23 protein-coding genes and 1 tRNA gene are annotated in these 25,230 nt (G+C 71.8%); 9 read left to right on the forward strand and 15 right to left on the reverse strand.

Annotated elements, in window-relative coordinates; translation table 11 throughout:
• Nucleotides 1–292 precede the first annotated feature (292 nt).
• The 4 genes from WFH25_RS13745 to WFH25_RS13760 all read right to left on the reverse strand — a co-directional run bounded on the left by WFH25_RS13745 (nucleotide 293) and on the right by WFH25_RS13760 (nucleotide 4,754).
• Nucleotides 293–382 (reverse strand) — tRNA-Ser (locus tag WFH25_RS13745).
• 404 nt (nucleotides 383–786) lie between these two features.
• Nucleotides 787–2,277 carry an LCP family protein gene (locus WFH25_RS13750; protein WP_336698136.1) on the reverse strand — a complete coding sequence of 497 codons (1,491 nt, stop codon included), beginning with the start codon at nucleotides 2,275–2,277 and terminating at the stop codon, nucleotides 787–789.
• 195 nt (nucleotides 2,278–2,472) lie between these two features.
• Nucleotides 2,473–3,147, reverse strand: coding sequence for a GntR family transcriptional regulator (locus tag WFH25_RS13755; RefSeq protein ID WP_071296032.1), 675 nt, complete (start codon nucleotides 3,145–3,147; stop codon nucleotides 2,473–2,475).
• 149 nt (nucleotides 3,148–3,296) lie between these two features.
• Nucleotides 3,297–4,754 carry an MFS transporter gene (locus tag WFH25_RS13760; protein WP_336698138.1) on the reverse strand — a complete coding sequence of 486 codons (1,458 nt, stop codon included), beginning with the start codon at nucleotides 4,752–4,754 and terminating at the stop codon, nucleotides 3,297–3,299.
• Nucleotides 4,755–4,966: 212 nt separating this feature from the next.
• On the opposite strand from WFH25_RS13760, the gene WFH25_RS13765 reads away from it, so the two are divergent.
• Both WFH25_RS13765 and WFH25_RS13770 read left to right on the forward strand, forming a co-directional pair.
• Nucleotides 4,967–6,352: an AAA family ATPase gene (locus tag WFH25_RS13765; protein WP_070418142.1), complete on the forward strand. Its 1,386-nt coding sequence runs from the start codon at nucleotides 4,967–4,969 to the stop codon at nucleotides 6,350–6,352.
• A complete protein-coding gene (locus tag WFH25_RS13770; RefSeq protein WP_156794852.1) occupies nucleotides 6,345–8,357 on the forward strand; it encodes a vWA domain-containing protein in 2,013 nt (670 codons plus the stop codon). The genes WFH25_RS13765 and WFH25_RS13770 overlap by 8 nt, the downstream gene beginning before the upstream one ends.
• 352 nt (nucleotides 8,358–8,709) lie before the next feature.
• On the opposite strand, the gene WFH25_RS13775 is transcribed toward WFH25_RS13770, so the two are convergent.
• Genes WFH25_RS13775 through WFH25_RS13795 form a run of 5 tightly spaced genes read right to left on the reverse strand, consistent with a single transcriptional unit; the run spans nucleotide 8,710 to nucleotide 12,597 of the window.
• A complete protein-coding gene (locus WFH25_RS13775; RefSeq protein ID WP_336698139.1) occupies nucleotides 8,710–9,483 on the reverse strand; it encodes an SCO1664 family protein in 774 nt (257 codons plus the stop codon).
• Complete coding sequence (locus WFH25_RS13780; RefSeq protein WP_070418140.1) at nucleotides 9,480–10,007, reverse strand: DUF3090 domain-containing protein; 528 nt, start codon at nucleotides 10,005–10,007, stop codon at nucleotides 9,480–9,482. The genes WFH25_RS13775 and WFH25_RS13780 overlap by 4 nt, the downstream gene beginning before the upstream one ends.
• Nucleotides 10,008–10,041: 34 nt before the next feature.
• Nucleotides 10,042–10,764: a histidine phosphatase family protein gene (locus WFH25_RS13785; RefSeq protein WP_336698141.1), complete on the reverse strand. Its 723-nt coding sequence runs from the start codon at nucleotides 10,762–10,764 to the stop codon at nucleotides 10,042–10,044.
• 10 nt (nucleotides 10,765–10,774) lie between these two features.
• Nucleotides 10,775–11,500 carry an ABC transporter ATP-binding protein gene (locus tag WFH25_RS13790; protein ID WP_336698143.1) on the reverse strand — a complete coding sequence of 242 codons (726 nt, stop codon included), beginning with the start codon at nucleotides 11,498–11,500 and terminating at the stop codon, nucleotides 10,775–10,777.
• Nucleotides 11,497–12,597, reverse strand: coding sequence for an ABC transporter permease (locus WFH25_RS13795; RefSeq protein ID WP_336698330.1), 1,101 nt, complete (start codon nucleotides 12,595–12,597; stop codon nucleotides 11,497–11,499). Before WFH25_RS13795 ends, WFH25_RS13790 begins: the two co-directional genes overlap by 4 nt.
• 201 nt (nucleotides 12,598–12,798) lie before the next feature.
• Here WFH25_RS13795 and WFH25_RS13800 point away from each other — a divergent pair, with 201 nt between their 5' ends.
• The 4 genes from WFH25_RS13800 to WFH25_RS13815 all read left to right on the forward strand — a co-directional run bounded on the left by WFH25_RS13800 (nucleotide 12,799) and on the right by WFH25_RS13815 (nucleotide 16,346).
• Nucleotides 12,799–13,968, forward strand: a complete 1,170-nt coding sequence (locus WFH25_RS13800; protein WP_336698145.1) for a sensor histidine kinase — start codon at nucleotides 12,799–12,801, stop codon at nucleotides 13,966–13,968.
• Nucleotides 13,965–14,585: a response regulator gene (locus tag WFH25_RS13805; RefSeq protein ID WP_070418136.1), complete on the forward strand. Its 621-nt coding sequence runs from the start codon at nucleotides 13,965–13,967 to the stop codon at nucleotides 14,583–14,585. The genes WFH25_RS13800 and WFH25_RS13805 overlap by 4 nt, the downstream gene beginning before the upstream one ends.
• Before the next feature lie 63 nt (nucleotides 14,586–14,648).
• Nucleotides 14,649–15,857 carry an MFS transporter gene (locus WFH25_RS13810; protein WP_336698147.1) on the forward strand — a complete coding sequence of 403 codons (1,209 nt, stop codon included), beginning with the start codon at nucleotides 14,649–14,651 and terminating at the stop codon, nucleotides 15,855–15,857.
• A gap of 60 nt (nucleotides 15,858–15,917) precedes the next feature.
• Nucleotides 15,918–16,346 (forward strand): BLUF domain-containing protein, encoded by a 429-nt coding sequence (locus WFH25_RS13815; RefSeq protein WP_083295228.1) that lies wholly within the window; start codon nucleotides 15,918–15,920, stop codon nucleotides 16,344–16,346.
• Between the two features lie 33 nt (nucleotides 16,347–16,379).
• Here the strand turns inward: WFH25_RS13815 and WFH25_RS13820 are convergent, their stop codons facing one another.
• The 3 genes from WFH25_RS13820 to WFH25_RS13830 all read right to left on the reverse strand — a co-directional run bounded on the left by WFH25_RS13820 (nucleotide 16,380) and on the right by WFH25_RS13830 (nucleotide 18,949).
• Nucleotides 16,380–16,697 carry a hypothetical protein gene (locus WFH25_RS13820; protein ID WP_071302801.1) on the reverse strand — a complete coding sequence of 106 codons (318 nt, stop codon included), beginning with the start codon at nucleotides 16,695–16,697 and terminating at the stop codon, nucleotides 16,380–16,382.
• 4 nt (nucleotides 16,698–16,701) lie between these two features.
• Nucleotides 16,702–17,313 carry a ScbR family autoregulator-binding transcription factor gene (locus WFH25_RS13825; RefSeq protein WP_175496035.1) on the reverse strand — a complete coding sequence of 204 codons (612 nt, stop codon included), beginning with the start codon at nucleotides 17,311–17,313 and terminating at the stop codon, nucleotides 16,702–16,704.
• Nucleotides 17,314–17,398: 85 nt separating this feature from the next.
• Nucleotides 17,399–18,949: an alpha-L-fucosidase gene (locus WFH25_RS13830; protein ID WP_336698148.1), complete on the reverse strand. Its 1,551-nt coding sequence runs from the start codon at nucleotides 18,947–18,949 to the stop codon at nucleotides 17,399–17,401.
• Between the two features lie 120 nt (nucleotides 18,950–19,069).
• Between WFH25_RS13830 and WFH25_RS13835 the strand changes: the two genes are divergently transcribed.
• The 3 genes from WFH25_RS13835 to WFH25_RS13845 are packed head-to-tail and all read left to right on the forward strand — an operon-like array spanning nucleotide 19,070 to nucleotide 21,497.
• Complete coding sequence (locus WFH25_RS13835) at nucleotides 19,070–20,062, forward strand: aldo/keto reductase (RefSeq protein ID WP_336698149.1); 993 nt, start codon at nucleotides 19,070–19,072, stop codon at nucleotides 20,060–20,062.
• Nucleotides 20,059–21,069, forward strand: a complete 1,011-nt coding sequence (locus WFH25_RS13840) for a LacI family DNA-binding transcriptional regulator (RefSeq protein ID WP_336698150.1) — start codon at nucleotides 20,059–20,061, stop codon at nucleotides 21,067–21,069. Before WFH25_RS13835 ends, WFH25_RS13840 begins: the two co-directional genes overlap by 4 nt.
• A complete protein-coding gene (locus WFH25_RS13845; RefSeq protein WP_336698151.1) occupies nucleotides 21,066–21,497 on the forward strand; it encodes an RbsD/FucU domain-containing protein in 432 nt (143 codons plus the stop codon). The genes WFH25_RS13840 and WFH25_RS13845 overlap by 4 nt, the downstream gene beginning before the upstream one ends.
• Before the next feature lie 317 nt (nucleotides 21,498–21,814).
• Here the strand turns inward: WFH25_RS13845 and WFH25_RS13850 are convergent, their stop codons facing one another.
• From WFH25_RS13850 to WFH25_RS13860, 3 genes are read right to left on the reverse strand one after another with little or no spacing between them, the layout of a single operon-like run.
• Complete coding sequence (locus tag WFH25_RS13850) at nucleotides 21,815–23,188, reverse strand: ABC transporter substrate-binding protein (RefSeq protein WP_336698152.1); 1,374 nt, start codon at nucleotides 23,186–23,188, stop codon at nucleotides 21,815–21,817.
• Between the two features lie 10 nt (nucleotides 23,189–23,198).
• A complete protein-coding gene (locus WFH25_RS13855; RefSeq protein WP_336698153.1) occupies nucleotides 23,199–24,155 on the reverse strand; it encodes a carbohydrate ABC transporter permease in 957 nt (318 codons plus the stop codon).
• 29 nt (nucleotides 24,156–24,184) lie between these two features.
• Nucleotides 24,185–25,159: a carbohydrate ABC transporter permease gene (locus WFH25_RS13860; RefSeq protein ID WP_336698155.1), complete on the reverse strand. Its 975-nt coding sequence runs from the start codon at nucleotides 25,157–25,159 to the stop codon at nucleotides 24,185–24,187.
• Nucleotides 25,160–25,230 lie beyond the last annotated feature (71 nt).

Genomic DNA, 25,230 nt, shown 5'->3' on the forward strand with positions numbered 1-25,230 from the left:
CCCCCCCCCCGCCGCCCCCCCCCCCCGCCGCCCGCCCCCCCGCCGCCCCGCGGCGGGGGCGGCCGCGCCCCGAGGTTTCGTGAGCAGAAATGGTCGGGTCATGTGCGCGCACCCGACCATTTCTGCTCACGAGATGCGTGGACGTCACGGCGCGCACGCGCGGACGGGAGGCGCGGTGCGGGCTGGCACCGTGCCTCCCGTCCGGCGGTGGTCGCGCCGCGCACTCGATGCGCCCGGTGTTCCTCGGGAACGACGAAACCCCGGTCCTGGAGGACCGGGGTTTCGTGTGCCGCGGAGACGGAGGGATTTGAACCCTCGGTCCCCTCAAAGGGGACTCCACCTTAGCAGGGTGGTGCACTCGGCCGGACTATGCGACGTCTCCAAGCACTCTCGCGAGCGCTCCCACCACCATACAGGAGGTCGAGCACTGTCTCGACACCGACCCTGCGTCGAGCGCACGGCAGGGTCCCCCGAAGTGGGGACAGTCGGGGGTTGTCCACCCGTACCCCGGTCAATAGCATCGTCGAGGCGCGGCCATCACATTCCGGGGTCTCACCCCGTCGCCGCGACACAGCACCGACGTCGCTCCTGGGCGGCGAGCCCGACGCGCGCCCGATCGCGCGAGGCTCAGACCGAGGAGTGACCAGGGGGCGCGGCCCACCACCGCGCCCCCGCTCTCGGTGGTTCGGGCGCGCGGGCTCGCGGGCGGTTCTTCGCGCTGGGCGACATCTCACGGGCCGGGGAGCGCGTGGAGTGTCGGTGGGCGCGAAACCTCGGGGACGGGGGTCAGGAGCCGAACGCCTTCGAGCAGGTCTGCTCGTCGGCGGACTGCCCCTGCAAGCCGTCGAGGGTCTCGGCCGGAGCCGTGGCCGCGGGGCTGCTCGCGGGCGCGGAGGCTCCACCGGCGGCACCGGCTGCACCTGCGCTCGCACCATCCGCACCAAGGCTCGCACCGACACCCGCCCCCGCGCCCGCGCCGCTCGCACCGGCACCCGTCCCCGTGCTCGCACCGGCACCCGCCCCCGCGCCCGCGCCGCTCACACCGGCACCCGACCCCGCGCCGGCAGCCGAGCCGCCGGCACCCGAAGCGGACCCGGCGCCCGCGGCCGCGCCAGCAGAGGCCCCCGCGGCCGACGACCCCGCGGCAGACCCCGCTCCCGCCGCGCGCTCCGCCCCGATCCCGGTGCTGTCCGCGCCGAGCGAGAACGACTGGTCCGCCCGGATCTTCGCGAACAACTGCGCCGCGAGCTCTGCCGACGGCTGCACCTTCCCCGAGTACACCCCCGTGCCACCGGTCGTCCCCGGGTACTGCACGAAGTTGACCTGCGCGAGCGGGAGGTCCTGGAGCGCCCGCCCCATCTCCACCATCGTGCCGGCATCGTTGAGGCTCTGCGACAGCTGCATGTTCGAGGCCGCTGCCCGGGCCAGCTTGTACAGGGTGGGCGGCGAGGTGAGGGTGTCGTTCGACTTCACCGTGCGGAGCAGCGAGGACAGGAAGGCCTGCTGGCTGGAGATCCGCCCGAGGTCCGAGCCGTCGCCCACACCGTGCCGGGAGCGGAGGAACGCCAGCGCCTGGTCGCCCTGCAACGTCGAGGTGCCCTGCGGCAGGTCGAGCCCCGTGTAGCGGTCGTGGATCGGCTGCGCGACGCACACCGGCACACCGCCGATCGCGTTCGACATCTCGATGACGCCCTGGAACGACACCGCCGCCGAGTACTGCACGTCGAGGCCGGTCAGTCCCTGCACGGTCTGCACGACGCAGTTCAGCCCGCCCTCGCCCCACGCGCTGTTGATCGGCTGCGCGGCCATGGCGGGGGTCGTCCCGGAGCCGTCCTGCTTGCGGCATGCAGGGATCGGCGTGACGAGGTCGCGCGGGATGCTCACCGCGGTGGCGTTGGTGTGGTCGGCCGAGACGTGCAGCAGGATGTTGACGTCGTTCAACGTGGCGTCGCGTTCGCCGTACGCCGTGCCCTGCTCGGGGTCGTTGTCCGTGCCGACGACGAGCATGTTGAAACCGCCCTGGTACGAACTCAGCGCTGCCGGTCCCGTCGCCGGCCGCGCTGGCTGCCCCTGGATCGCGACGCCGTCGCCGAAGTCGTCGGTGACCTGCTTGGCGGCGATCGCGGCGACCGACGCCGTACTCACGAGGGCGACCGTGGCCACGCCGGAGAGCACCTTCATCGCGGTGCCGACGGGGTTGCGGTGCCGGAGACGTCCGTGCCGTGCGATCCCGGTCGCTCGGTTCAGCCGGTGGGATCGGTCGCGGACGTCGTTCACGGGCACTCCTGTCGTGTGCGGACACGGTGCGTGCTCGAGCGGACGAGCACGCGGGCAGTGCCCTCCCTGTCGGGCACCGTGGGGTCCCGCGCTGGCCCGGTCGGTCCCGGTGCCGCGGGGACGGCAACCGGACCACCCTGCCATGCGTCCGCCTGTCGATTCAGTGCGAGCGGCCCCGGAATCCGCGGTGAGTGCTCAGGCGGCCGCCCGGAACCGTTCGGGCAGGCCGATCAGGGCATCGGCGAGCTCGACCAGTGCCACCGCGCACTCGTCGAGCGCGTCCCGCTCGGCCGCGGTGGTCGCGCGTTCGGCGATCTTCCGGCGTTCCCGACGAGCGACCACGGCGTCGATCCCGTTCGCCAGTGCCACGTCGTCCGTGAAGAACGCGTCGAGCACGGCACGCTGCGACAGGAGCCAGTCGGCGCTGACGGCCGCACCGCTCCGGCGGAGCCACCACGAGCCGAGCTCGACGAAGACCCCACCCTCGGTCACGCACTCGCGGAGCCAGGCGACGTCGAAGCGATCCGCGCACCGCACCGCGCCCGCCGAGGGCTCGGTGATCATCGTCCGCGCGATCCGGATCCGCTCGATCATGTGGTCGACGGTCCAGTGCGCGACGACCACCCCGACGTACCGCTGCACCGAGACGAGCCGCAGGTTCTCGAGCGGCACGAGCGCTTCGCGCACCGGGGTCCGGGACACCCGCATGTCCGCCGCGATCGTGTCGAGCCGGATCCGCTGGCCACGGCGGTAGACCCCGCGCAGCACGTTGTCGAGGAGCCGCGCGAAGACCGCGTCCCGCAGCAGACTGCGTCGGATGCCGTGCGGGTCGTCGTCGTCGCGACCCGGTCGGTGCTGTGCTCGCTCCATGCCGCCAGGATCACGCACGGCCCACGCCGCCGGCTTCGCGAGTGGTCGGCCCGTGGACCGTGCAGGACACTGTCGTGCTGTGGAGGACTGCCATGCGAGGACGATGACAGACCCCGGAGCGCGGCGCTAAACACTCCGCATACGGAATACTACTTCCGCGCCGCGTCCGCCTCCTTGGTCAGGACGGACAGGGGTTGCGTGACGTCCTCGAGCCCCTTCCGGGCCGCGTCGACGCCGAAGATCAGCGCCACGACACCGCCCGCGATCATCACCGCGGACCCGAGCAGGTACCCCCAGAACAGCGGCTCGCGGGACGACCCGTCGCCGATGAGCGCGCCGTAGATGAGCGGAGCGACGGCACCGAAGATCTGCGCCAGCGCGAAGAAGTACGAGATCGCCTGCGACCGGAGCTCGAGCGGGAAGATCTCGCTCACGGTCAGGTAGGCGCTGGACGCACCCGCCGAGGCGAAGAAGAACGAGATGCACCAGAAGACGACCTGCACCGGCGCGCTGATCGCGTCCGCCTGGAACAGGAACGCCGAGGTGGCGAGCACGAGTCCGGACACCAGGTACGTCGAGAAGATCATCTGCCGACGACCCCAGGTGTCGAAGAACCGACCGAGGATGATCGGTCCGAGCAGGTTGCCGATCGCGAACGGGAAGAAGTACACGCTCGTCTCGGCGGTCTTCAGGCCGAAGAAGTTCGTGAGCACCAGGGCGTAGGTGAAGAAGATCGCGTTGTAGAGGAACGCCTGCGTGATCATCATCGTCGCGCCGACCAGGGTGCGGGTCGGGTACTGCCGGAACAGCACCTTCACGATCGTCCGGAACTTCACGTTCTCCGTCGGCGTGACGGTCATCGCCTTGGACTCGTCGACCTCCGGAAGCCGGTGCCCGGTGGACTTCTCGACCGACTCCTCGATCTGCGTGACCGTCGCCTCGGCTTCCTCTTCGCGTCCGTGCGTCATGAGCCACCGCGGACTCTCCGGGATGTGCCGCCGCAGGAAGATGATCGCGATGCCGAGCACCGGGCCGAGGAAGAAGCCGATGCGCCAGCCGATGTTCTCGGCGAAGTTGGCCGTGTCGAGCAGGTAGATGTTCGCGAACGCGCCGAGTGCCGCGCCGCCCCAGTAGGTGCCGTTGATCGCGATGTCGACGTGCCCGCGGTACTTCGCGGGGATGAGCTCGTCGATCGCCGAGTTGATCGCGGCGTACTCGCCGCCGATGCCGAGCCCGGCGACGAACCGGAAGGCTGCGAGGAACCAGAAGTCCTGCGCGAGCCCCGCGATGCCGGAGCCGATCAGGTAGATGGCCAGCGTGAGGATGAAGAGCTTCCGACGCCCCAGCCGGTCGGACATCCGACCGAAGACGATCGCGCCGACGACCTGCCCGACGAGGTAGATGGTGCCGAGCGAGGTCACCTGCTGCGTCGACAGGTCCAGGTCGGCTTGGAACCCGGCGTTCGACACGATCTGGATCTCGAGGCCGTCGAGGACCCACGAGACACCGAGTCCCACCACGACACTCCAGTGGAACCGTGTCCACGGCAGTCTGTCCATCCTGGCGGGGACCAGGCTCTTGATCGCCCCGTTCGTCGTGCTGCTCACGAGAGGGGAACGTACGCCCAGATCGACGAGATGGTTCAGATCCGGAAACGAACGGGTTCCGGGCTCGGAGCCGGATCCCCCTAATCGAATCCGGCTCCGATGCCGGAACCCCAATCATTGCAATTGCTATGAAAACTCACAAGCAGGTGGCCTGGAGGCGCGGTGCCAGCCCGCACCGCGCCTCCAGGCCCGAACGGCGTAACGTCGAAGAGGTGACCCGACCCGACATCCGAACGGTCGGCGAGCTCCGCACCTCTGGCCACCTCCAGAAGACGGTCCGCGCCGAGATCCGCGACAACCTGCTCAGCGCCCTCCGCGAGGGCCGCGACCCCTGGCCCGGCCTCCACGGCTTCGCCACCACCGTCGTCCCGCAGCTTGAACGCGCCCTGATCGCCGGGCACGACGTCGTCCTGCTCGGCGAACGCGGACAGGGCAAGACCCGACTCCTCCGCACCCTGCAGGGCCTGCTCGACGAGTGGACGCCCGTCATCACCGGCTCCGAACTCGGCGAGCACCCCTACGAACCGATCACGACGGCGAGCATCCGCCGGGCCGCGGACCTCGGCGACGCCCTGCCCATCAGTTGGCGGCACCGCGACGACCGCTACGTCGAGAAGCTCGCGACGCCGGACACGAGCGTCGCGGACCTCATCGGCGACGTCGACCCGATGAAGGTCGCCGAGGGCCGCAGCCTGGGTGACCCCGAGACGATCCACTTCGGCCTCGTCCCCCGGGGCCACCGCGGCATCGTCGCCATCAACGAGCTCCCCGACCTCGCCGAGCGCATCCAGGTCGCGATGCTCAACGTGATGGAGGAGCGCGACGTCCAGATCCGCGGCTACGTCCTGCGGCTGCCGCTCGACGTGCTCGTGGTCGCCAGCGCGAACCCCGAGGACTACACGAACCGCGGTCGGATCATCACCCCGCTGAAGGACCGCTTCGGCGCCGAGATCCGCACCCACTACCCGATCGAGCTCGAGGACGAGATCGCCGTGATCCGCCAGGAGGCGCGGCTCACCGCCGACGTGCCGGACGCGCTGGTCGAGATCCTCGCCCGGTTCACGCGTGCCCTGCGCGGATCGAGTGCGGTCGACCAGCGCAGCGGCGTCAGCGCCCGCTTCGCGATCGCCGGCGCGGAGACGATCTCCGCCGCCGCGGTGCACCGCGCTGCGCGGCAGGGCGAGGAGCACGCGGTCGCGCGGCCGATCGACCTCGAGACCGCGATCGACGTCCTCGGCGGGAAGATCGAGTTCGAGAACGGCGAGGAGGACCGCGCCGACGAGGTGCTCGAGCACCTGCTCCGGACCGCGACCGCCGAGACCGTCCGGGCGCGCTTCCGTGGGCTCGACTTCGCGGTCCTCGTCGAGGCGCTCGACGGGGGCACGATGGTGACCACGGGTGAGCAGGTCAGCGCCCGCGCCTTCCTCGAGGGCCTGCCGTCGATCGGCGAGTCCGACCTGTACGACCAGATCTGCGAACGGCTCGGAGCGACCGACGACGGCGAGCGTGCCGGCGCCATCGAACTCGCGCTCGAGGGGCTCTTCCTCGCCCGGCGGATCAGCAAGGAGTCCGGCGGGGGCGAAGCCGTCTATGGCTAGGGCGAACCGACGCCTGGCGCGGGACGCGCGCTACGGGAAGTACGAGGACGGCCCGGACCCGCTCGCTCCCCCGGTCGACCTGGCCGAGGCGCTCGACGCCATCGGCGAGGACGTCATGGGCGGGACCTCGCCCGAGCGTGCCATCCGGGAGTACCTGCGCCGCGGCGGTCAGGACCAGCGCGGCCTCGACGACCTGGCCCGCCGCGTGGCCGAGCGACGTCGCGAGCTGACGGCGAAGAACAACCTCGACGGCACCCTGCAGCAGGTCAAGCAGCTGCTCGACGAGGCCGTGCTCGCGGAACGCGGACAACTCGCCCGCGACACCGAGATCGACGACGGCGACCGAGCCCTCGCCGAGATGCAGCTCGACAGCCTGTCACCGTCGCCCGCCACCGCGGTGCAGGAGCTGAGCGGATACGACTGGACGAGCCCGACCGCGCGCCAGAAGTACGAGGAGATCAAGGACCTGCTCGGCCGCGAGGTGCTCGACCAGCGGTTCGCCGGCATGAAGCAGGCGCTCGAGGGTGCCACCGACCAGGACCGCGAGGACGTCGCCGCGATGATGCGCGACCTCAACACCCTGCTTGAGGACCATCGTGCGGGGACGGACACGCAGGAGCAGTTCGACGCGTTCATGGCCGAGCACGGGCAGTACTTCCCGTCGGACCCGCAGAACGTCGAGGAACTGCTCGACGACCTCGCTGCCCGGGCGGCCGCGGCGCAGCGCATGCGCAACTCGATGACCCAGGAGCAGCGCGACGAGCTCGACGCCCTCGCCCAGCAGGCGTTCGGCTCCCCCGACCTGATGGGTCAGCTCGCCCAGCTCGACGACACCCTCCGCTCGCTCCGGCCGGGCGAGGACTGGGGCGGCTCCGAGCGGATGGAGGGCGAGCAGGGACTCGGCCTCGGCGACGGGACCGGGGTGTTCCAGGACATCGCCGACCTCGACGCCCTCGCCGACCAGATCGCGCAGGCCGGACCGGGCTCCGACCTCGACGACCTCGACCTCGACGCCCTCGGCCGCCAGCTCGGGAACGACGCCGTCGTCGACGCGAGGACCCTGCAGCAGCTCGAGAAGGCCCTGCGCAACTCCGGTGCGATGCGCCGCGGTGCCGACGGGCAGCTCCGGCTCACCCCGAAGGCGATGCGGCAGCTCGGGAAGAGCCTGCTCCGGGACGTCGCCGAGCGCATGTCCGGCCGCCAGGGCGCCCGAGACCTCCGCCGCTCCGGTGCGTCCGGCGAACCCTCCGGTGCGACCCGGCAGTGGCAGTACGGCGACACCGAGCCGTGGGACGTCACGCGGTCGATCACGAACGCGCTCACCCGCACCGCTGCCTCGGGACGGATGGGCCCGGGCGTCCGCCTGGAGATCGACGACGTCGAGGTGCAGGAGACCGAGGCACGGACGCAGGCCTGTGTCGCCCTGCTCGTCGACACCTCGTTCTCGATGGCGATGGAGGACCGGTGGGTGCCGATGAAGCGCACCGCGCTGGCACTCCACACCCTCGTGTCCACACGGTTCCGCGGCGACGACCTGCAGCTCATCGCCTTCGGCCGCGAAGCCGAGGTGATGGAGATCGAGCAACTCGTCGGCCTCGACGCGATGTGGGACAAGGGCACCAACCTCCACCACGCCCTGCTGCTCGCGAACCGGCACTTCCGGAAGCACCCGACCGCCCAGCCCGTGCTGCTCATCGTCACCGACGGCGAGCCCACCTCGCACCTCGAACCGAACGGCCAGGTGTGGTTCGGGTACCCGCCGGACCCGATCACGATCGCGCTGTCCGTCCGGGAGCTCGAGAACGCCGGACGGCTCGGCGCGCAGACGACGTTCTTCCGGCTCGGCGACGACCCGGGGCTGGCGCGCTTCATCGACGCGATGGCGAAGCGGGTGGACGGCAAGGTCGTCGCGCCCGAGAACGACGACCTCGGCGTCGCGGTGGTCGGGTCGTACCTGGGATCGCGCCGCGGTGGAGCGCTCTTCCGGGACGACTGGACAATCTGACGGCAGGGTCTGTTCCTCGGGCGATCTCGGTCGTATGCTGACGCCACAGCTGCCCCAGACCCCGGCCGCGATCACCGCTCCACCTGACCGACCTCGTCGGTGTACCGACCACGTCGGTGAACCGACGCTGTCGGGACACCGACAGCGTCGGTGAGGTGGTGATGACCGACCGATGGCACCTGATCCGTCCTCGGCCGGTCGACCCCCGTGGGGTCCCGGAGGACAACGGCGCCCTCCGTCCGACCGCCACGGGTCACCGCGACCCGGCAGGCGGGACGCGGTACGGGTCGGTGGGTTCCGCACCCGACGGAACCTGCCGACCCGATCTCCGCGCCGGAGGCCGAGCGGGTCGCTAGAAGAGCGGCCAGGGCACGGCGGGCCCGTGTCCCGGTGGCGGCGGGAACAGGCCGACCGCCCGCAGCGCCGCGCACCGAGCGCGCAGGGTGTCGACCTCCGCCACCGTGAGGTGTTCGTCGAGTGCGGCACCGAGATCGCCGTGCAGGGCCTCGGTCACCCGATCGATGCCCTCGAGCTCGTCCGCGTCGAGCGGTTCGCCGATCCACCCCCACAACACCGAGCGCAGCTTGTGCTCGACGTGGAAGGTCAGCCCGTGGTCGACACCGAAGCGATGCCCGTCCGGCATCGCGAGGACGTGCCCGCCCTTGCGGTCGGCGTTGTTCACGACGACGTCGAACACCGCCATCCGCCGCAGGGCGGTCGTGTCCTCGTGCACGAGGGTCACCGGACGGTCCGCTTCGTCGATCGCCTCGAGCACCGGCCGCCAGCGGGGTGCTCCGTCGCCGGACAGCTCGGCCTCGGCGTCCTCGGTGGGGACGAGGTCGACCGCGTCCTGCTCGGGATCGACGTCCTGCCACCGCTGGACCATGCCGCGGCCGAACGGCCCCTCGCCCATCCACGTCGGGGGGACGACGTCCCAGCCGAACGCCTCGGACACGAGGTACGCCGCGACCTCTCGATCGGCGAGGGTGCCGTCCGGGAAGTCCCAGAGCGGTCGCTCCCCCTCGATCGGCTTGTAGACGACCGCCTCGCCGTCGAGGTCGGCGAGGAAGGTGGCGTTCGAGGCTTCCCGGATGCGTGCCCGGATGGACAGCGACCCGTCGCTCATGCGGCCCCTGGCGGACGGCCGGCGGCCACGATCTCCCGCGTGCGCTCGACGAACGCGCGAGCGGTGCCGACCGGGATCTTCACCTGGAACAGCTCGGCGGGCTCGGGGATCTCGACCACGGCCTCGATCTCCTCGCCGTCCTCGGTCGTCTCGGCGACGATCTCGAGCTCGTCGTCGATGGGGTACGCCTCGATCACCACCTGGGCGGTGGCGGGGTCGAACCCGAGGCTCAGGGCGCCGGCACGGAACTCGGCCTCGACCGGCTGGTCGAGCGGTTCACCGTCACGGAGTTCTGCGGGCGCGGACGGCGGGACGCTGAACCGGTTGTCCTCGACGGTCGCGACCTCGTCCAGGAGCTCGTCGATCTTGTCCGCGAGGACGGCCGACTGCTCCTTCTCGAGCGCGACGCTCGTGACACGGCGGCCGTCACGCGCCTGGATGTAGAAGGACCGCTCGCCCGGACGGCCGACGGTCCCGACGACGAGACGGTCCGGCCAGTCGAAGCCGTGCACGATGGTGGGCATACCCCGCATTGTAGGAGCGCCGGGCGACAGTCGTTCAGGCTCCGGCAGGAGCCGGCCCGGTGGCGGGGTCGTCGTGGCCGGCGCCGCCCCCGACCGCGGCGTCCGCGCTCGGCGCCGGTGCGGCCGCGAGCCACGTCAGGTCACCCGACTCGGTGTTCGAGGCGACGACCTCGGGACGGTGCTCGCCGTAGCGCACGATGGACACCGACGCCGGTCCGACCGCGATGCGCTGGAACAGGTCGAGGTGCATGCCGAGGGCGTCGGCGAGCACGGACTTGATCACGTCGCCGTGGCTCACCGCGACCCAGACGGCGCCCGGACCGTGGGCGGCCTCGACCTCGGCGTCGATCCGGCGGACGGCGGCGACGGCGCGCGACTGCATCCCCTGCATGGACTCCCCGCCGGGGAACACGACGGCGCTCGGGTTCGCCTGGACCGTCCGCCAGAGCGGCTCCTTCGCGAGGTCCGCGAGCTTCCGGCCCTGCCAGTCGCCGTAGTCGCACTCCGTGATCGCCCGCTCGATGCGGGTCTCCGGCTCGCCGGGCTGGCGTCCGAGCAGCGCGCGGGCGGTCTGCCGACACCGTTCGAGCGGGCTGGACACGACCACGGCGAACGGGACCGCGGCGAGTCGTCCGGCCGTCCGTGCGGCCTGTTCGCGGCCGACGGCGTCGAGCGCCACCCCTGCCGTCCGTCCGGCGAGGACGCCGGTCGCGTTCGCGGTGGTGCGTCCGTGCCGGACGAGGAGGACGGTCGCCATGTGCCCGATCCTAGGCCGCGATGCGCCCGTCGCCCGTCGCCGCGTCGGACACCACCCGTCCGTCGACGACGGTCACGAGCGAGTCGAGCGCGCCCCGGTGCACGAGGTCGTGCGTCACGAGCATCGTCGCGGTGCCGCGCTCGTGGGTCAGCTGCGCGATGAGCGACATGATCGCCGCGCCGCGCTCCTGGTCGAGTGCGCTCGTGGGTTCGTCGACGAGCAGGACCTCCGGCTCGTGCACGAGTGCGCGGGCGATCGCGATCCGCTGCCGTTGCCCACCGGACAGCTGGGCCGGTCGCTTGTCGGCGTGCCCGGACAGCCCGACCGCGTCGATCAGGTCGTCGGCCCGATCGCGGACCGCCGCACCCCGCCGCCCGGCCCGCGGGCCCCCGAGGTGCGCCATGACGAGGAGCTGCTCGCGGGCGGTCAGCGACGGCAACAGGTTCGACTGCTGGAACACGATGCCGATGCGTTCCCGTCGGAGCGCGGTGGCCTCGTCCCGCGACAGCGCGGCGGCGTCGACCGCGTCGCCCCGCGCACCGGTGATGACGACGCGGCCGGAGTTCGGCCGGATGAGCGTCGCCGCGACGGCCAGGATCGAGGACTTGCCGGAGCCGGAGGGGCCGGTGATCCCGGTGACCTCGCCGGTGCGTGCCGTCAGCGAGACGTGGTCGACCGCGGTGACGCGGCGGTCGCCGTCGGGGAAGGTGAGGGTGACGTCGTCGAGGGTGATCATCGGTTGCTCCCGAGTGCGGTGAGGGGGTCGGCGGCGGTGACGGTGCGGAGGGCGACCGCGGCTCCGGCGAGCCCGAGGGCCGCCATCGCGATCGCCGGGACCAGCGTGGTGAGCGGGCTGAGCAGGAACGGCAGCGCACCGCCGGCGAGCGCCCCGAGACCCACGACCGCGGCGGTCCCGACGCCGATGCCGACGACGAGCACGACGAGCGCCTGGCCGAGGGCGTCCCGGACGAGCGACCGGGTACTCGCACCGAGTGCCTTCAGGACGGCGACGTCGCCCGCGCGCTGCATGGTCCACACCGTGAAGAAGGCGCCGACGACGAGGGCGGAGACGCCGAACAGCATCGCGATCATCAGGGCGAGCGAACCGACCTCCGACCGGAACGTCTCGAGGGCGGTGAGCGAGCCGAGGTGCGACGAGGCCGACGTGTGGGTCGCGGTGGCGACGGCGTCCCAGTCGGGCGACCCGCTCACGGCGAGGACGGTGGGGTCGCCGTCGCCGCCGAGCCGCCGATCGGCCGCGGACCAGGCGTCCGGGGTCATCGCGAGGACCGGCGTGTGGCTGTAACAGGCGTCGCCGCCGACGGAGGCGACCCGGTAGGTGGTGCCCGTGATCGTCACGTGGTCGCCGACGTCGACCCCGAGGTCGGCGGCCGCGCCGGCGGACAGGCCGACCTCGTCGTCCCGCGTCGGCGCGAGCGAGGCGACCGAGCCACGCGCGTCGGCCGAGCCGCCGTGGTCGGCGGCCAGCCCGAACAGGGCGACCCCGACCGCCGACCCGTCGTCGTGACCCGAGGTCGCCCGCCCCTGGACGATCCCGACCGGGACCACCTCGTCGACGCCGGCCGCCGTCTGCCAGCCGACCCGCGCCTCCTGGCCGATGGTCGACTCGCCGAAGGACGGCTGCCCGTCGGACGGTTGCTGCAGGACCAGTCGGTCACCCGGCAGGTCGAGCACGGCCGAGACGTTCTGGGCGGCGAGTCCGCCGGTGAGGCCCGCGAGGAACCCCACGAGCAGGGTGATGAGCGCGACGACGGAGCCGATGAGCACGAAGCGTCCGCGAGCGAACCGGAGGTCGCGCCAGGCGACGAACACGATGGTCCCTTCCCGGGTCACGGACCCTCCGCGACCACGACGGTCACGGACCCTCCGCGACCACGTCGGTCACGGACCCTCCGCGACCACGCCTCCAGCCTCGCCGCGCCGGTCCCTCCGGACATCGTCGACCGGACTGGTCCCCCGATCGAACTTTCGGTTGATCCGGTCCCGCACCCGGCTCCGTACGCTGGGACCGTCATGGCGCACAGCACGCTCACCCCGGTCTTCGTCGGTCTCCGGACCGGCCTGCACGTGCTGTCCGCCGCGCTCCTGGCCCTCGTCGTCATCCGTGTCCTGGTGAGCGACGACCCGAGGCCCTGGGTGCCCCTCGGGCTGAGCGTCGTCTTCGCCGGCGTCTACCTGCTCGGCGCCGTCGCCGCCCGCACCGCCGAGCGCCGTCGTGCGATCGCCGGCGCGGTCTGGCTCGTCGCGCTGAGCCTCGTCTGGATCGCCCTGCTGGTGCTCGTGCCCGAGGCCGCGTACCTCGTCTTCCCGCTGTTCTTCCTGTACCTGCACGTCCTCCCCCGCGTGGTCGGTCCGGTCGCCGTCGTGGTCGCCACCCTCGTCGCGGTCGTCGCGCTCGGTCTGCACGGCGGGTTCACGGTCGGCGGGGTCGTCGGCCCGCTCGTCGGCGCCGGTGTGGCGCTGCTCATCGGGCTCGGGTACCGCGCCCTCGCGCGCGAGGCCACGGAGCGCGAGGCGCTCGTCGCCGAACTCATCGCGACCCGTGACCGCCTGGCCGCGACCGAGCGTGAACAAGGGGTCCTCGCCGAGCGGGCTCGCCTCGCCCGCGAGATCCACGACACCGTCGCGCAGGGCCTGTCGAGCATCCAGATGCTCCTGCACGCCGCGGAACGCGCGGACGGCGAGCGCCCCGGGCTGGAGCACATCCGGCTCGCACGTGACACCGCGGCGGACGGACTCGCCGACACCCGGCGGTTCATCCGTGAGCTCACGCCGCCGTCGCTCGACCAGGGGCTCCCGGCGGCGCTCGGGCGGCTCGCCGAGCAGCAGTGGTCCGGCGACGGCCTGACCGTGACCGTCGACGTGCCCGACGTGGTGCTGCCGATGGACGTCCAGACGGCGCTGCTGCGCATCGCCCAGGGCGCGGTCGCGAACGTGGTGCAGCACGCGCACGCCACGCACGTCGCGCTGTCACTCGCGGTCGACGGCCAGGAGGCGCGGCTGACGGTCTCGGACGACGGCGTCGGTTTCGACCCGGTCACCGCGCTGTCGCGAGCGGTCGCGTCCGACTCGTTCGGCCTGCGCGCGGCCCGGGACCGCGTCGGCCAGTTCGGCGGACGGCTGGAGATCGACTCGGCGCCCGGACGCGGCACCACCCTCGTCGCCGTCCTGGAGGTGCCGTGATCCGGATCCTGATCGCCGACGACCACCCGGTCGTGCGGGCCGGCCTGCGCGCGCTGCTCGACGCGGAGGACGACCTCGAGGTCGTCGGCGAGGCCGCGACACCGGGGACCGCGGTCGAGCTCGCCGCCGACCTCTCGCCGGAACTCGTCCTGATGGACCTGCAGTTCGGCCAGGACACCTCCGGTGCCGAAGCCACCCGGCGGATCCGTGCGCTCGACGCCGCGCCGTACGTCCTCGTGCTCACGAACTACGACTCCGACGGCGACATCCTCGGCGCGGTGGAGGCCGGCGCGAGCGGGTACCTCCTCAAGGACGCGCCGCCGCACGACCTGATCGCGGCCGTCCGGGCGGCGGCGTCCGGCCAGAGCGCGCTCGCGCCCGCGATCGCCGGCCGGCTGATGGCCCGGATGCGGACCCCGCAGGTGTCGCTCTCGGCGCGGGAGATCGAGGTCCTCGAGCTCGTCGCCGCCGGCGCTGCGAACGGCGAGGTCGCGGCGCGGCTCCACATCAGCGAGGCGACGGTCAAGTCGCACCTCGTGCACGTGTTCTCGAAGCTCGGGGTCGCCTCGCGGACGGCTGCGGTGTCCACGGCGCGCTCGCTCGGCATGCTGCGCTGACCTCGCACCGGCGGTCTGCGCCGTTCCCTTGACTCGACCACGGTGGGACGTTCTGATGGACCCATGATCGAGCGCCACTGCGCGGCACTCTTCGCCACGTCGACGATGACCGGGTTCGGGATCGCCTCGTGGATCACGCGCACGCCCGCGATCCGCGACGCGCTCGGGGCCTCGATCGAGGCGATGGGCATCGTCATCCTCGGGCTCTCGATCGGCTCGATGATCGGGATCCTCGGCGCCGGTGTGCTCGTCCGGCGCCTCGGGACCCGGCCGCTCATCGTCCTCGGCGGGGTCCTGCCCGTCGTCGGCATGCTCCTCGTCGCCCTGTCCGCCCCCGCGCAGCTCGCCGCCGGGGTGTGGGGCGGGCTGTTCCTCATCGGCTTCGGGTCCGGCGTCGCCGAGATCGGCCTGAACGTCGAGGCGGCCGCGGTCGAGCGGCGGATCGGTCGGCCGGTCGTCCCGCTGCTCCACGCCTGCTTCAGTCTCGGCACGGTCCTCGGCGGGGTGGCGGGCATCGCGGTGACCGCTGCCCGGACGCCGGTCCTCACGCACCTGCTCGGCGCCACCGTCGTCATGGCCGCACTCGCCGCGTTCGCCGCCGTGAACCTCCGTCCGGTCCCCCGCGCTGCGCCCGAGGCGTCGTCCGCGGCCGCACCGGCTCCGCGGCTCCGGGCCGTGCTCACGGTGCAGGTGCTGCTCATCGCCGTGATCACCCTGGCGATGGCGTTCGCCGAGGGTGCCGCGAGCGACTGGCTCCCGCTGCTCATGACGACCGACCACGGCGCTCCCGAGGCCGTCGGGTCCCTCGTCTTCACCGGCTTCGCCCTCGCGATGTTCGTCGGGCGGACGGCCGGCACGCCCCTCGTCGCCCGGTTCGGTCGCGCACCGGTCGTTCGGGTGTGCGCGGCGGTCGGCACCGTCGGCGTGCTGCTCGTCGTGGTGTCGCCGAGCCCCGTGCTGACCGCGGCCGCCGCCGGGGTGTGGGGTCTCGGCATCGCCCTCGGCTTCCCGCTCGCGATCTCGGCCGCCGGCGACCACCCGACCGATGGTGACCGACGGGTGTCCGTCGTCGCGACCGCGGGCTACATCGCGTTCCTGGCGGGTCCTCCGGCACTCGGGTTCCTCGGCGATCACCTCGGCCTGCAGGCGGCGATGCTCGTCCCCGCCGGACTCCTCGTCGTGGCGCTGCTCGCCGCCCCGGCGACCCGGAACCGCACCACGCTCGACGTGCGGGAGCCCCCGGTCGGCGCACCGGCCCCGTCCGCGGACTGACGGGACTACGTCTAGCGGACACCATTTCGTGTCGACGGCGGCCCGCGCCAAGATGGAGCCGTGCTCGTCTCCATCGTCTACATGAGCCGGGCGGCCACCCCCTTCGACGACGCCGCCCTGACCGAGCTCCTGCGTGGGTCGCGGCTCCGGAACGAGGCGCTGGGGGTCTCCGGCATCCTGCTGGCGAAGGACGGCCGCTTCATGCAGCTGCTCGAGGGCCCGGCGTGGAGCGTGGACGACCGGTTCGCCGCGATCGCGCGCGACCCCCGCCACGGCGAGGTGAAGTCCCTCGTGCGCGAGGACATCGAACGCCGTCGGTTCGACGGCTGGTCGATGGCCTACCGGTCGCTCGACGACTCCGACATCGCCGCCGAGGAGGGCTTCAGCCCGTTCCTCACCGACGGCGTCGACTTCCCGCGGTCCTTCGACCGCACGAGCGCGGCCTGGCTGCTGAAGTGGTTCCGCGACCGCGAGCTCCACGACCGCTGACCCGCAGCGACCCGGCCCCCGGGCCGTCCCGCGTCAGTGCGCTCGTCGGCGTCGGACACGGGTGACCGCGGCCGCACTGCCCGCAGCGGCGAGCACGACCAGCCCGAGCGCACCGACGCCCAGGCCGAACACCCCGAGGATCCCGGCGCCGATGTTCGCGCCGCCACCGTCGTCGACCGTGACGAACAGGGACCAGAGCGTCACCGCGACGGCGACGAACCCGACCGCGAGCAGCACGGTCGCGACGACGTGCAGCGCGACGACGCTCGCGGACCACCCCACCCGCTCGACCCCGGACGTCGCGAGCGCGGGGTCGCCGTACGGAGGGGTGCCGTGCTCGCTGGTGTCCACGGCGTCAGTCTGCCGTGCCGAACGCGTCCGCCACGACCCCCAGCAAGCGGGGCCGGTGCCGAGGGTCCGCGACGGCGGTGAGCACCATCCGCCACATCGTCGCGACCGCGGGGAAGAGGTCCTGCCGGCCGGTCCGCACCGCCGAGACGAGCTGGACCCCGGTGAACATCGGGACGACGGTCGCGCCGAGCTGCTCGGGTGTGAGGTCCGTCCGGAGTTCACCGCTCGCGATCGCGAGGCGGAACAGGTCGCTGATCCCACCGATCCACTGGTCGTAGAAGGCGGCGGTCGCGGCACCGAACTCGCCGCGTTCGAGCGAGAGCCGGATGCCGGCGCTCACGACGGGGTCGGTCAGCAGCATGCCGGCGATGCCCCGGGAGGCCCGGACGAGCGCCTCGGCGGGCGACGCGTCGTGGTGGCTCACGACGTCGAACGTCCGCACGTTCTGTTCGTCGATGACCCCGAGCGCGAGGGACAGCTTGGTGGGGAAGTGGAAGTGCAGGGCGCCCTGCGAGACGCCCGCCTCGCGGGCGACGGCCGCGATCGTCGTGGCGGCGAAGCCGACACGCTCGAACTGACGGGCGGCGGCCTCCAGGATCAGTGCGCGTCGTTCCACGCTTCCAGTGTCACGGACTGGAGGCGCGGGGGGGGGCCCCCCCCCCCCCCCCAGCCCGAGGGGGGGTCACCGTCGGACCGCTCGCTCACCCGTGCAGCGAGTCGGTTCGTTCCTGCCGCTCCTCCGGACGTAGCCAGACCTTCACGACCGGGCCGGAATCGGGATCGGTACCGGTCGGCACCACGACCTCGAGCGCCGTGGGGGTCTGCGTCCACTGCACCTCGCCGCCGGCGCCGAGCACCTCGACGCTGCGGATCGGCCGTCCGAGCAGGTTCGTCCCGCTGCCGAACGAGCGGATGCGCGCGACGCCGTCCGTCGGGTCGGCGAGCAGGACCGCGTAGACGTACTCGCCGGTGACGTCGTGGCGGGTGGTGAACCGGACGTCCTCGGACGTGTGGGCCGGAGCGGCGCCGTCGACGAACGACCCCGCCTGGACGTGCGTCGGACCCTCGCCGAAGACGCGCCAGGGACGGGTGCCGTAGATCGCCTCGCCGTTGACGGTCAACCACCGGCCGATGCCCTCCAGCAGCCGCTGCTCGGGCTCGGCGATCGTGCCGTCCGGCTTCGGGCCGACGTTGAGCAGGAGGACGCCGTTCTTCGCGACGACGTCGACGAGCTCGGCGACGAGGTCGCGCGCGGTCTTGTAGTCGTGCCCCTCGATCCAGCACCAGGCGGACTTGGACACCGAGGTGTCGTTCTGCCAGACGACCGGCGGGATGTCCCCCATCGCACCGCGCTCGATGTCGTAGACCGCGGAGCCGTCCGCGAACGCCTGCCACTTGTAGTTGATGACGACCTCGCGCCCCCACTCGGCGGCACGGTTGTAGTAGTACGCGGCGAGGGTGCGCAGCCACGGCTCGAACGCTGGCTGCTCGATCCACCAGTCGAACCAGAGCACCTGCGGCCGGTACTTGTCGATGACCTCGACGGTCCGGAGCAGCCAGTCCTCGAGGTGTCGCTCGTTCGGCGCGGTCTCCTCGCGCTGGGCCGGGCCGTAGAAGTCGATGAACCGCGGGTCGAGCACGTCCGAGTCGAACCGGGCGCCCCCGTTCATGAAGAACCAGTGCTCGGCCCGGTGCGAGGAAGCGCCGCGGACCATGAACGCGTCGTCGACCGCCTGGAGCAGGTCGCCGAACACGTCGCGCTCCGGCCCCATCCGCGCCGCGCTCCACCGGGAGCGGTCGGTGTCGTACATCGCGAAGCCGTCGTGGTGCTCGGCGACGGGGACGACGAACTGCGCCCCCGCGCGACGGAACAGGGTCGCCCAGTCCTGCGGGTCGAAGTGCTCCATCGTGAACGACGGGATGAAGTCCTTGTAGCCGAACTGCGACTGCGGTCCGTAGGTGGCCACGTGGTGCTCGAACTCGGGGGTGCCCGCGCGGTACATGTCCCGCGAGTACCACTCGTTCCGGAAGGCCGGCACCGAGTAGACGCCCCAGTGCAGGAAGACCCCGAACTTGGCGTCCTCGTACCAGCGCGGTGGCGTGTACCCGCGGAGCGACTCCCAGGTCGCCTCGTACGGGCCGGCGGCGACGACCTCGGCGACGGCGGCGAGCGCCACCGAGTTGTCGCTGACGTCGACCGGCTCCGGCAGCGCCGCCGGGTCGATCCGTGGCAGGTCGTGGGGTTCGGGCATGACTCCTCCTCGAGTCGAGCGAAACGTTTCGTCCTGGAGACGGTTCTACGGTAGCGTGCATTGCACCCGCATGGGTGAAACGTTGAGTGATGCGCGACGACGCGCAGGAAGCAGGCCACCGTGGACGTCCCGACGAGCCGACCCCTGCGGACCGGCGCACGCATCCCGACGATCGGGCTCGGCACGTTCGGCTCCGACCGGTACGGCCCGGACGAGGTGGCGGCGGCGGTCCGCGGCGGCCTCGGCGCCGGCTACCGGTTGGTCGACTGCGCCTCGGTCTACGGCAACGAGCCCGAGGTCGGCGCAGCGATCGCGGCGAGCGGTGTCCCGCGCGAGGACCTCTTCGTGATGTCGAAGGTCTGGAACGACGCGCACGACCCGGCCGATGCGGTCGCGTCGGTCGAGCGATCGCTCCGGGACCTGCGGGTCGACCACCTCGACGCGGTGTTCGTGCACTGGCCGTTCCCGAACCACCACGCGCCGCACGCCTCGGTCGAGGACCGCGACCGATCGGCCCGCCCCTACGACCACGCCGCGTACCTCGCGCTCTGGCGGTCGCTCGAGGGGCTCGTCGACGCCGGAATGGTCCGGCACCTCGGCACGTCGAACACGACGGTCCCGAAGCTGCGGCTGCTGCTCCGCGACGCCCGGGTCCCCCCGGCGCTCAACGAGATGGAGCTGCACCCGACGTTCCAGCAACCGGAGCTGTTCGACTTCTGCCGCGCGAACGACATCCAGCCCGTGGGCTACTCGCCGCTCGGGTCACCGTCCCGCCCGGAGCGCGACCGCGAGGACGACGACCACGTGGACGTCGACCACCCCGTCGTCCGGCGGATCGCCGAGGCGCACGGCGTGCACCCCGCCGTGGTCTGCCTCAAGTGGGCGGTCGCGCGCGGGCAGGTCCCGATCCCGTTCTCGGTGAAGCCCGAGCAGTACCGCGCGAACCTCGACGGCGCGCTGACGGACCCGCTCACCGACGAGGAACTCGGGGCGATGCAGGACGTCGACCGCGGCGTCCGGCTCATCAAGGGGCAGGTGTTCCTGTGGTCGGGCGCCGCAAGCTGGCACGACCTGTGGGACGAGGACGGCACGATCCCCGGGGGCGTCGGGTGACGGCGACCTACAAGGACCTGCAGCGGGCGACGGGGCTCTCGCTCGCGACGATCTCGAAGTTCTACAACGGCGGCACCGTCCGCGACGAGAACGCACAGGCGATCGAACGGGCCGCGGCGACGCTCGGGTTCCGGCCCAACGGGTTCGCCCGGAGCCTGCGCTCCCGGCGGTCCGGCACGATCGGCGTCCTGCTGCCGGCGCTCGACAACGACTTCCACCTCACCGTGATCGCCGGGGTCGAGAGCGCACTCCGGGCGCACGGGACGAGCGTCATCGTCTCGTCGAGCCCGGACGCGGCCGCGGGCGCGGTCGACCTGCTCCTCAGCCGAATGGTGGACGGCATCATCGCGGTGCCGTCGGACCACGACGTCGAGGCCCTGGCGCGTGCGGCCGAGCGGGTGCCGGTCGTGCAGATCGACTGGCGTGCGGACGCCCTCGCCACCGACGGCGTCTTCCTCGACAACCGCGGCGCCGGCGCCCTCGCCGCCCGCCACCTGCTCGACCACGGACACCGCCGGGTCGGGGTCGTCGCGGGTGACCCCGCGGTCTCCACCATGCGGGAGCGCACCGCGGGCTTCCGTGCGTTGGTCGAACGGGAGGGCGGTGTCCTCGGACCGGACTCGGTCGTCGAGGGGCCCCTCACGGTGCAGTACGGGCAGGCGGCGATGCAGCGGCTCCTCGTGCAGCAGGACCGACCGACAGCGGTCTTCTGCGCGAACTACGAACTCACCCTCGGAGCCGTCATCGCGCTGAACGAGTCCGGGCTGACCCTCGGCCGGGAGCTCTCCGTGCTCGGGTTCGACGGCCTCGAACTCGCCCAGGCCACCGTCCCGAAGCTCACCGTCATCGTGCAGCCCACGCACGAGCTCGCCGTCCGCGCCGCCGACCTGATCCACGCGCGCCTGACGGACCCCGACGCCGACCCGGCTCCCGTCGACGTCGTCGTCGCACCCCGTCTGGTCGCCGGTGGATCGGTCGCCCGACTCGTCACCCCCACGGAGGCATGATGCTGCGCTACACCCTCACCCACCAACCGACGCTGAGCGCGCTCGCGTCGCTCGGGCACGGCTCCAAGGTGCTGGTCGCCGACGGGAACTACCCGTTCGCGACGGCGATGCGTCCCGGCGCCGCGCTCGTGCACCTCAACTTCCGCCCCGGACTGCTCGACGTCGACGAGGTCCTGACGACCCTGCTCGACGCGGTCCCGGTCGAGGCGGCGACGGTCATGCAGGCTCCGGCGGACACCGTCGTCGCGGCGCACGAGGGCTACCGGCGCATCCTCGGGCCGGACGTGCCGCTCGGTGCGCTCGACCGGTTCGCGTTCTACGACGCGGTCCGGGCGCCCGAGACCGGGTTGGTCATCGCGACTGGCGACCAGCGCTCGCACGCGAACCTGCTGCTCGAGATCGGGTTCCAGCGCGCGCCGGAGCGGTAGGGCGCGCGGGCGCGGGCGGCGGGGCGGGCGCGGTCGGGCGGGCGCGGTCGGGCGGGCGCGGGGCGCGCGGGCGGGCGCGGTCGGGCGCGGGGCGCGCGGGCGGGCGCGAGCGTGAGTGCGCGCGCTGACGACCACTGCGCGCGTTCCACCACGCGCAGTCGTCGTCAGGGTGCGCAGTCCGCGCATCGGCGTGCGCGTCCCAACGGGCGGACTGGAGGCGCGGTGCGGGCCGGACCCGCGCCTCCAGTCCCCCACGTGCGGACCGGAGGCGCGGTGCGGGCCCGACCCGCGCCTCCAGTCGGTCGACCGACGGCGGCTCAGGTGAGGGCGAGGAGGTTGTTGACCTGCTCGTTCACGTCCGTCAGCGTGCTGATCGGCTTGCCGTTCGCGTAGATGTCGTCGAACGCCGGTTGCACGAGGGCCTGCACGTCGGCCGGGTTCCGGGTCACGGGGAACAGGAACGTCGTGCCGTCCTCGACCTGCTCGGTGAAGGCCGTCACGTCGAGGCCCCGCTTCGCGTACGCCGCCACCGCTGCGTCGGTCCCCGATCGGCGTGCCGGGAAGACGATGCCCGCACGGCCGACGATCTCCTGGGCGGCAGCGCTGCCGAGGAACGCGACCCACTTCGCCGCTGCCTCCGGGTTCCGCGCCTGCTTCGTGATCGAGTCGCCGAGACCGTTGAACATCGACGCGCGGTGTCCGATCGGCCCGGTCGGCGTCGGCGCGATGCCGACGTCGATGCCCGGGAGGTTCGCGTACGTCCCGATCATCCACGAGCCGTTGAACGAGAGCGCGACCTTCTTCGAGCCGAGCTGGACGTCCGGTCCGGTCGTCGTGGAGAAGACCCCGTACTTCGGCATGTAGCCCTTCTCGGCGAGCCCGAAGTACCACGAGATCGTCTTCTGGAACCCGGCGTCGTCGTAGCGGAACCGGTTCCCCCACGGGTTCTTGTTCGTGTAGAACCAGTCGATCGACCCGGTGAACGGCGACCACTGGGTCTGCCCGAACCCGTCGCCCCCGCTGCCGTTGGCGCTCATCCCGTAGACGGCGACGTCCGTCTTGTCGAAACCCGGCTCGTCCCCGCGGCGCCCCTTGCCGTCGATCGTGAGGTGCGCGACGGCGCGCTCGAAGGTGCCACCGTCATCGGGGTTCCAGGACAGGGCGGCCAGGTCGTCGGCGGTGTACCCGGCCTTCGCGATGACCTTCTGGTCGTAGAACATCGCGACCGTGTCCCAGTCCTTCGGCGAGCCGTACCGGTGGCCGTCCCGCCCCTTCCAGAGCTGGGCGAGCCCGGACTGGTAGTCGTCGTCACGGATCCCCGACGTCGCCTCGAGCTCGTCGAGCTTGTACAGCACGTCGAGGTCGGCGAACTGCGGGAACTTCGACAGGTGGTCCGTGAACACGTCCGGCGCGGTGCCGGCGATGAACCCGGCGGTGAGCTTCGTCCAGTAGTCGGCCCACCCGAGCTGGGTGATCCTGATCGTGATGCCGGGGTTCTCGCGCTCGAAGGCCTTGGCGACGGCCTGGTACGCCGGCAGCTGGTTCGAGTCCCAGAGCCAGTAGGACACCGTGCCGGTCGCACCGCTCCGCGGGTTCGGGGTGCCCGTGGTGGAGCAGGCGGCGAGCGCACCGAGCGCCAGGGCGGACGCTCCGCCGGCGAAGAGGGCGCGGCGGGTGATGGAGTTCGTCATGTGCGGATCCCTACTTGATGCCGGAGAAGCCGATGGAGTTGACGATCCGCTTGGCGAAGACGCCGAAGAGCACGATCATCGGGAGCGCCGCCACGAGCGTCGCGGCCATGAGCCCGGCCCAGTCGGTGCCGGACTGCGGCGACTGCGACTTGAAGACCCCGAGCGCCACCGTGAGCACGCGGGAGCTGTCGGTGTACGAGACCATCAGCGGCCAGAAGTAGTCGTTCCACGCCGTGATGTACGTCAGGACGGCAAGCGTCGCGATCGGGGCGGAGGCCATCGGGAGGATGAGCCGGAAGAAGACCCGGACCTTACCGGCGCCGTCGATGAGGGCCGCCTCCTCGACCTCGCGGGAGATCCCGAGGAAGAACTGCCGGAGGAAGAACACCGCGAACGGCGTCATGAGCATCGACGGCAGGGCGATCCCGAACAGCGTGTCGACCAGGCCGAGGGACTTGATCAGCGTGAAGTTCGGCAGGAGCGTGAAGATCGTCGGCACCATCAGCCCGGCGAGGAAGACCGCGAAGACGCGGTCGCGCCCGGGCCACCGCAACCGCGCGAACGCGTAGGCCGCCCCGGCGGAGAAGAACACCTGGCCGACGGTGATCATCGTCGCGGTGAGCACCGAGTTCAGCAGGTACTGCCAGAAGTTGATGGCAGCGCCGGACCCGCCCTGGGCGAGCGCCTCCTTCGTGGACTGCAGGCCGAACACGCGCTCGAAGCCACCGAGGCTGAAGCCCGTGGGAAGGAGCGAGGTGGGGTCGGCCGAGATCGCACCGTTCGAGGACAGGGCGGTGCGGAGGATCCAGTAGAACGGGAACAGGGTCACGACGATGACGGCGATCATCGCGATCCAGGCGATGACCCGTCCGACGGAGGTCTTCCGACGAGGCGGTCGGGGGCCGCCGCGGGTGGTGATCGCGCGGGTGGTCTGCGGTTCGACCACCGGGGGCAGGGTGCTGGTCATCTTCGACTCGCTTCCGTGTGCTGTGGCCATCAGTCCAGGTCGCTCTCGCCGGAACGCGAGAGGCGGTACTGGATGATCGTGATGATGCTGAGGACGATGAGGAGGGCCACCGAGACGGCGGACGCGTAGCCGAACTGGAACCGGCCAAACGCCAGGTTGTAGATGTAGTTCTGCACGACGTTCGTGGCGTTCGCGGGCCCGCCCTGGGTGGCGATGGCGACGGTGTCGAACACCTGGAACGACCCGATGATCGTGATGATGAGCACGAGCGAGAGGATCGGTCGGAGCAGCGGCACGGTGATGCGCCAGAACATCTTCCACTCGCTGGCGCCGTCGATGCGGCCGGCTTCGTAGACCTGCTCCGGCAGCGCCTGCAGGCCCGCGAAGATGAGGAGGGCCGTGTAGCCGACGTTCCGCCAGACGTTGATGAACGCGATGGTCGGGATGCCCCAGAAGTCGCTCTGCAGGAACGGGATGCGGCCCACACCGATCGCCGACAGGATCTCGTTGCCGATGCCGAGCTGCGTGTCGAGGATCCACAGCCAGATGAGCGCCGCGACGACGTTCGACACGAGGTACGGCGCGAGGACGATGCCCCGGACGAAGGTCGACTTGGTGAGGCGGTGCATCATCACGGCGATGAACAGCGCGAGGATCGTCTGGAACCCGATGTTCAGCAGGACGTACTCGACCGTCACCGCCATCGAGTGCCAGAAGATCGAGTCCTGCACCAGGCGCTCGTAGTTCTGCAGGCCGGTGAACACCGGGGGCGTGAGCAGGTTGAACGACGTGAAGCTGAGGTAGATACCCCGGACGGTGGGCCATGCGAGGAACACGGCGAAGCCGACCGATGCCGGGGCGATGAAGATCAGCGCCAGCCAGAGGTCGTTCCTGGGCCGGCGTCGCGGGGAGGTGGTGCCGGCACGGGCGCGGTCGGTCGCCCGACTCCTCCGTCTCGTGCTGGTCGTCGTCAAGGGTGACGACACAGGGCTCTCGGTGGCCATCGCGACTCCTTCGTCTGCGGTGGACTGACGTGCAGCAGTCCGTGAGCCGGGAATCTACACGTGGGGACAGC

It is taken from the genome of Curtobacterium sp. USHLN213, assembly GCF_037144815.1.
Taxonomy (GTDB): domain Bacteria; phylum Actinomycetota; class Actinomycetes; order Actinomycetales; family Microbacteriaceae; genus Curtobacterium.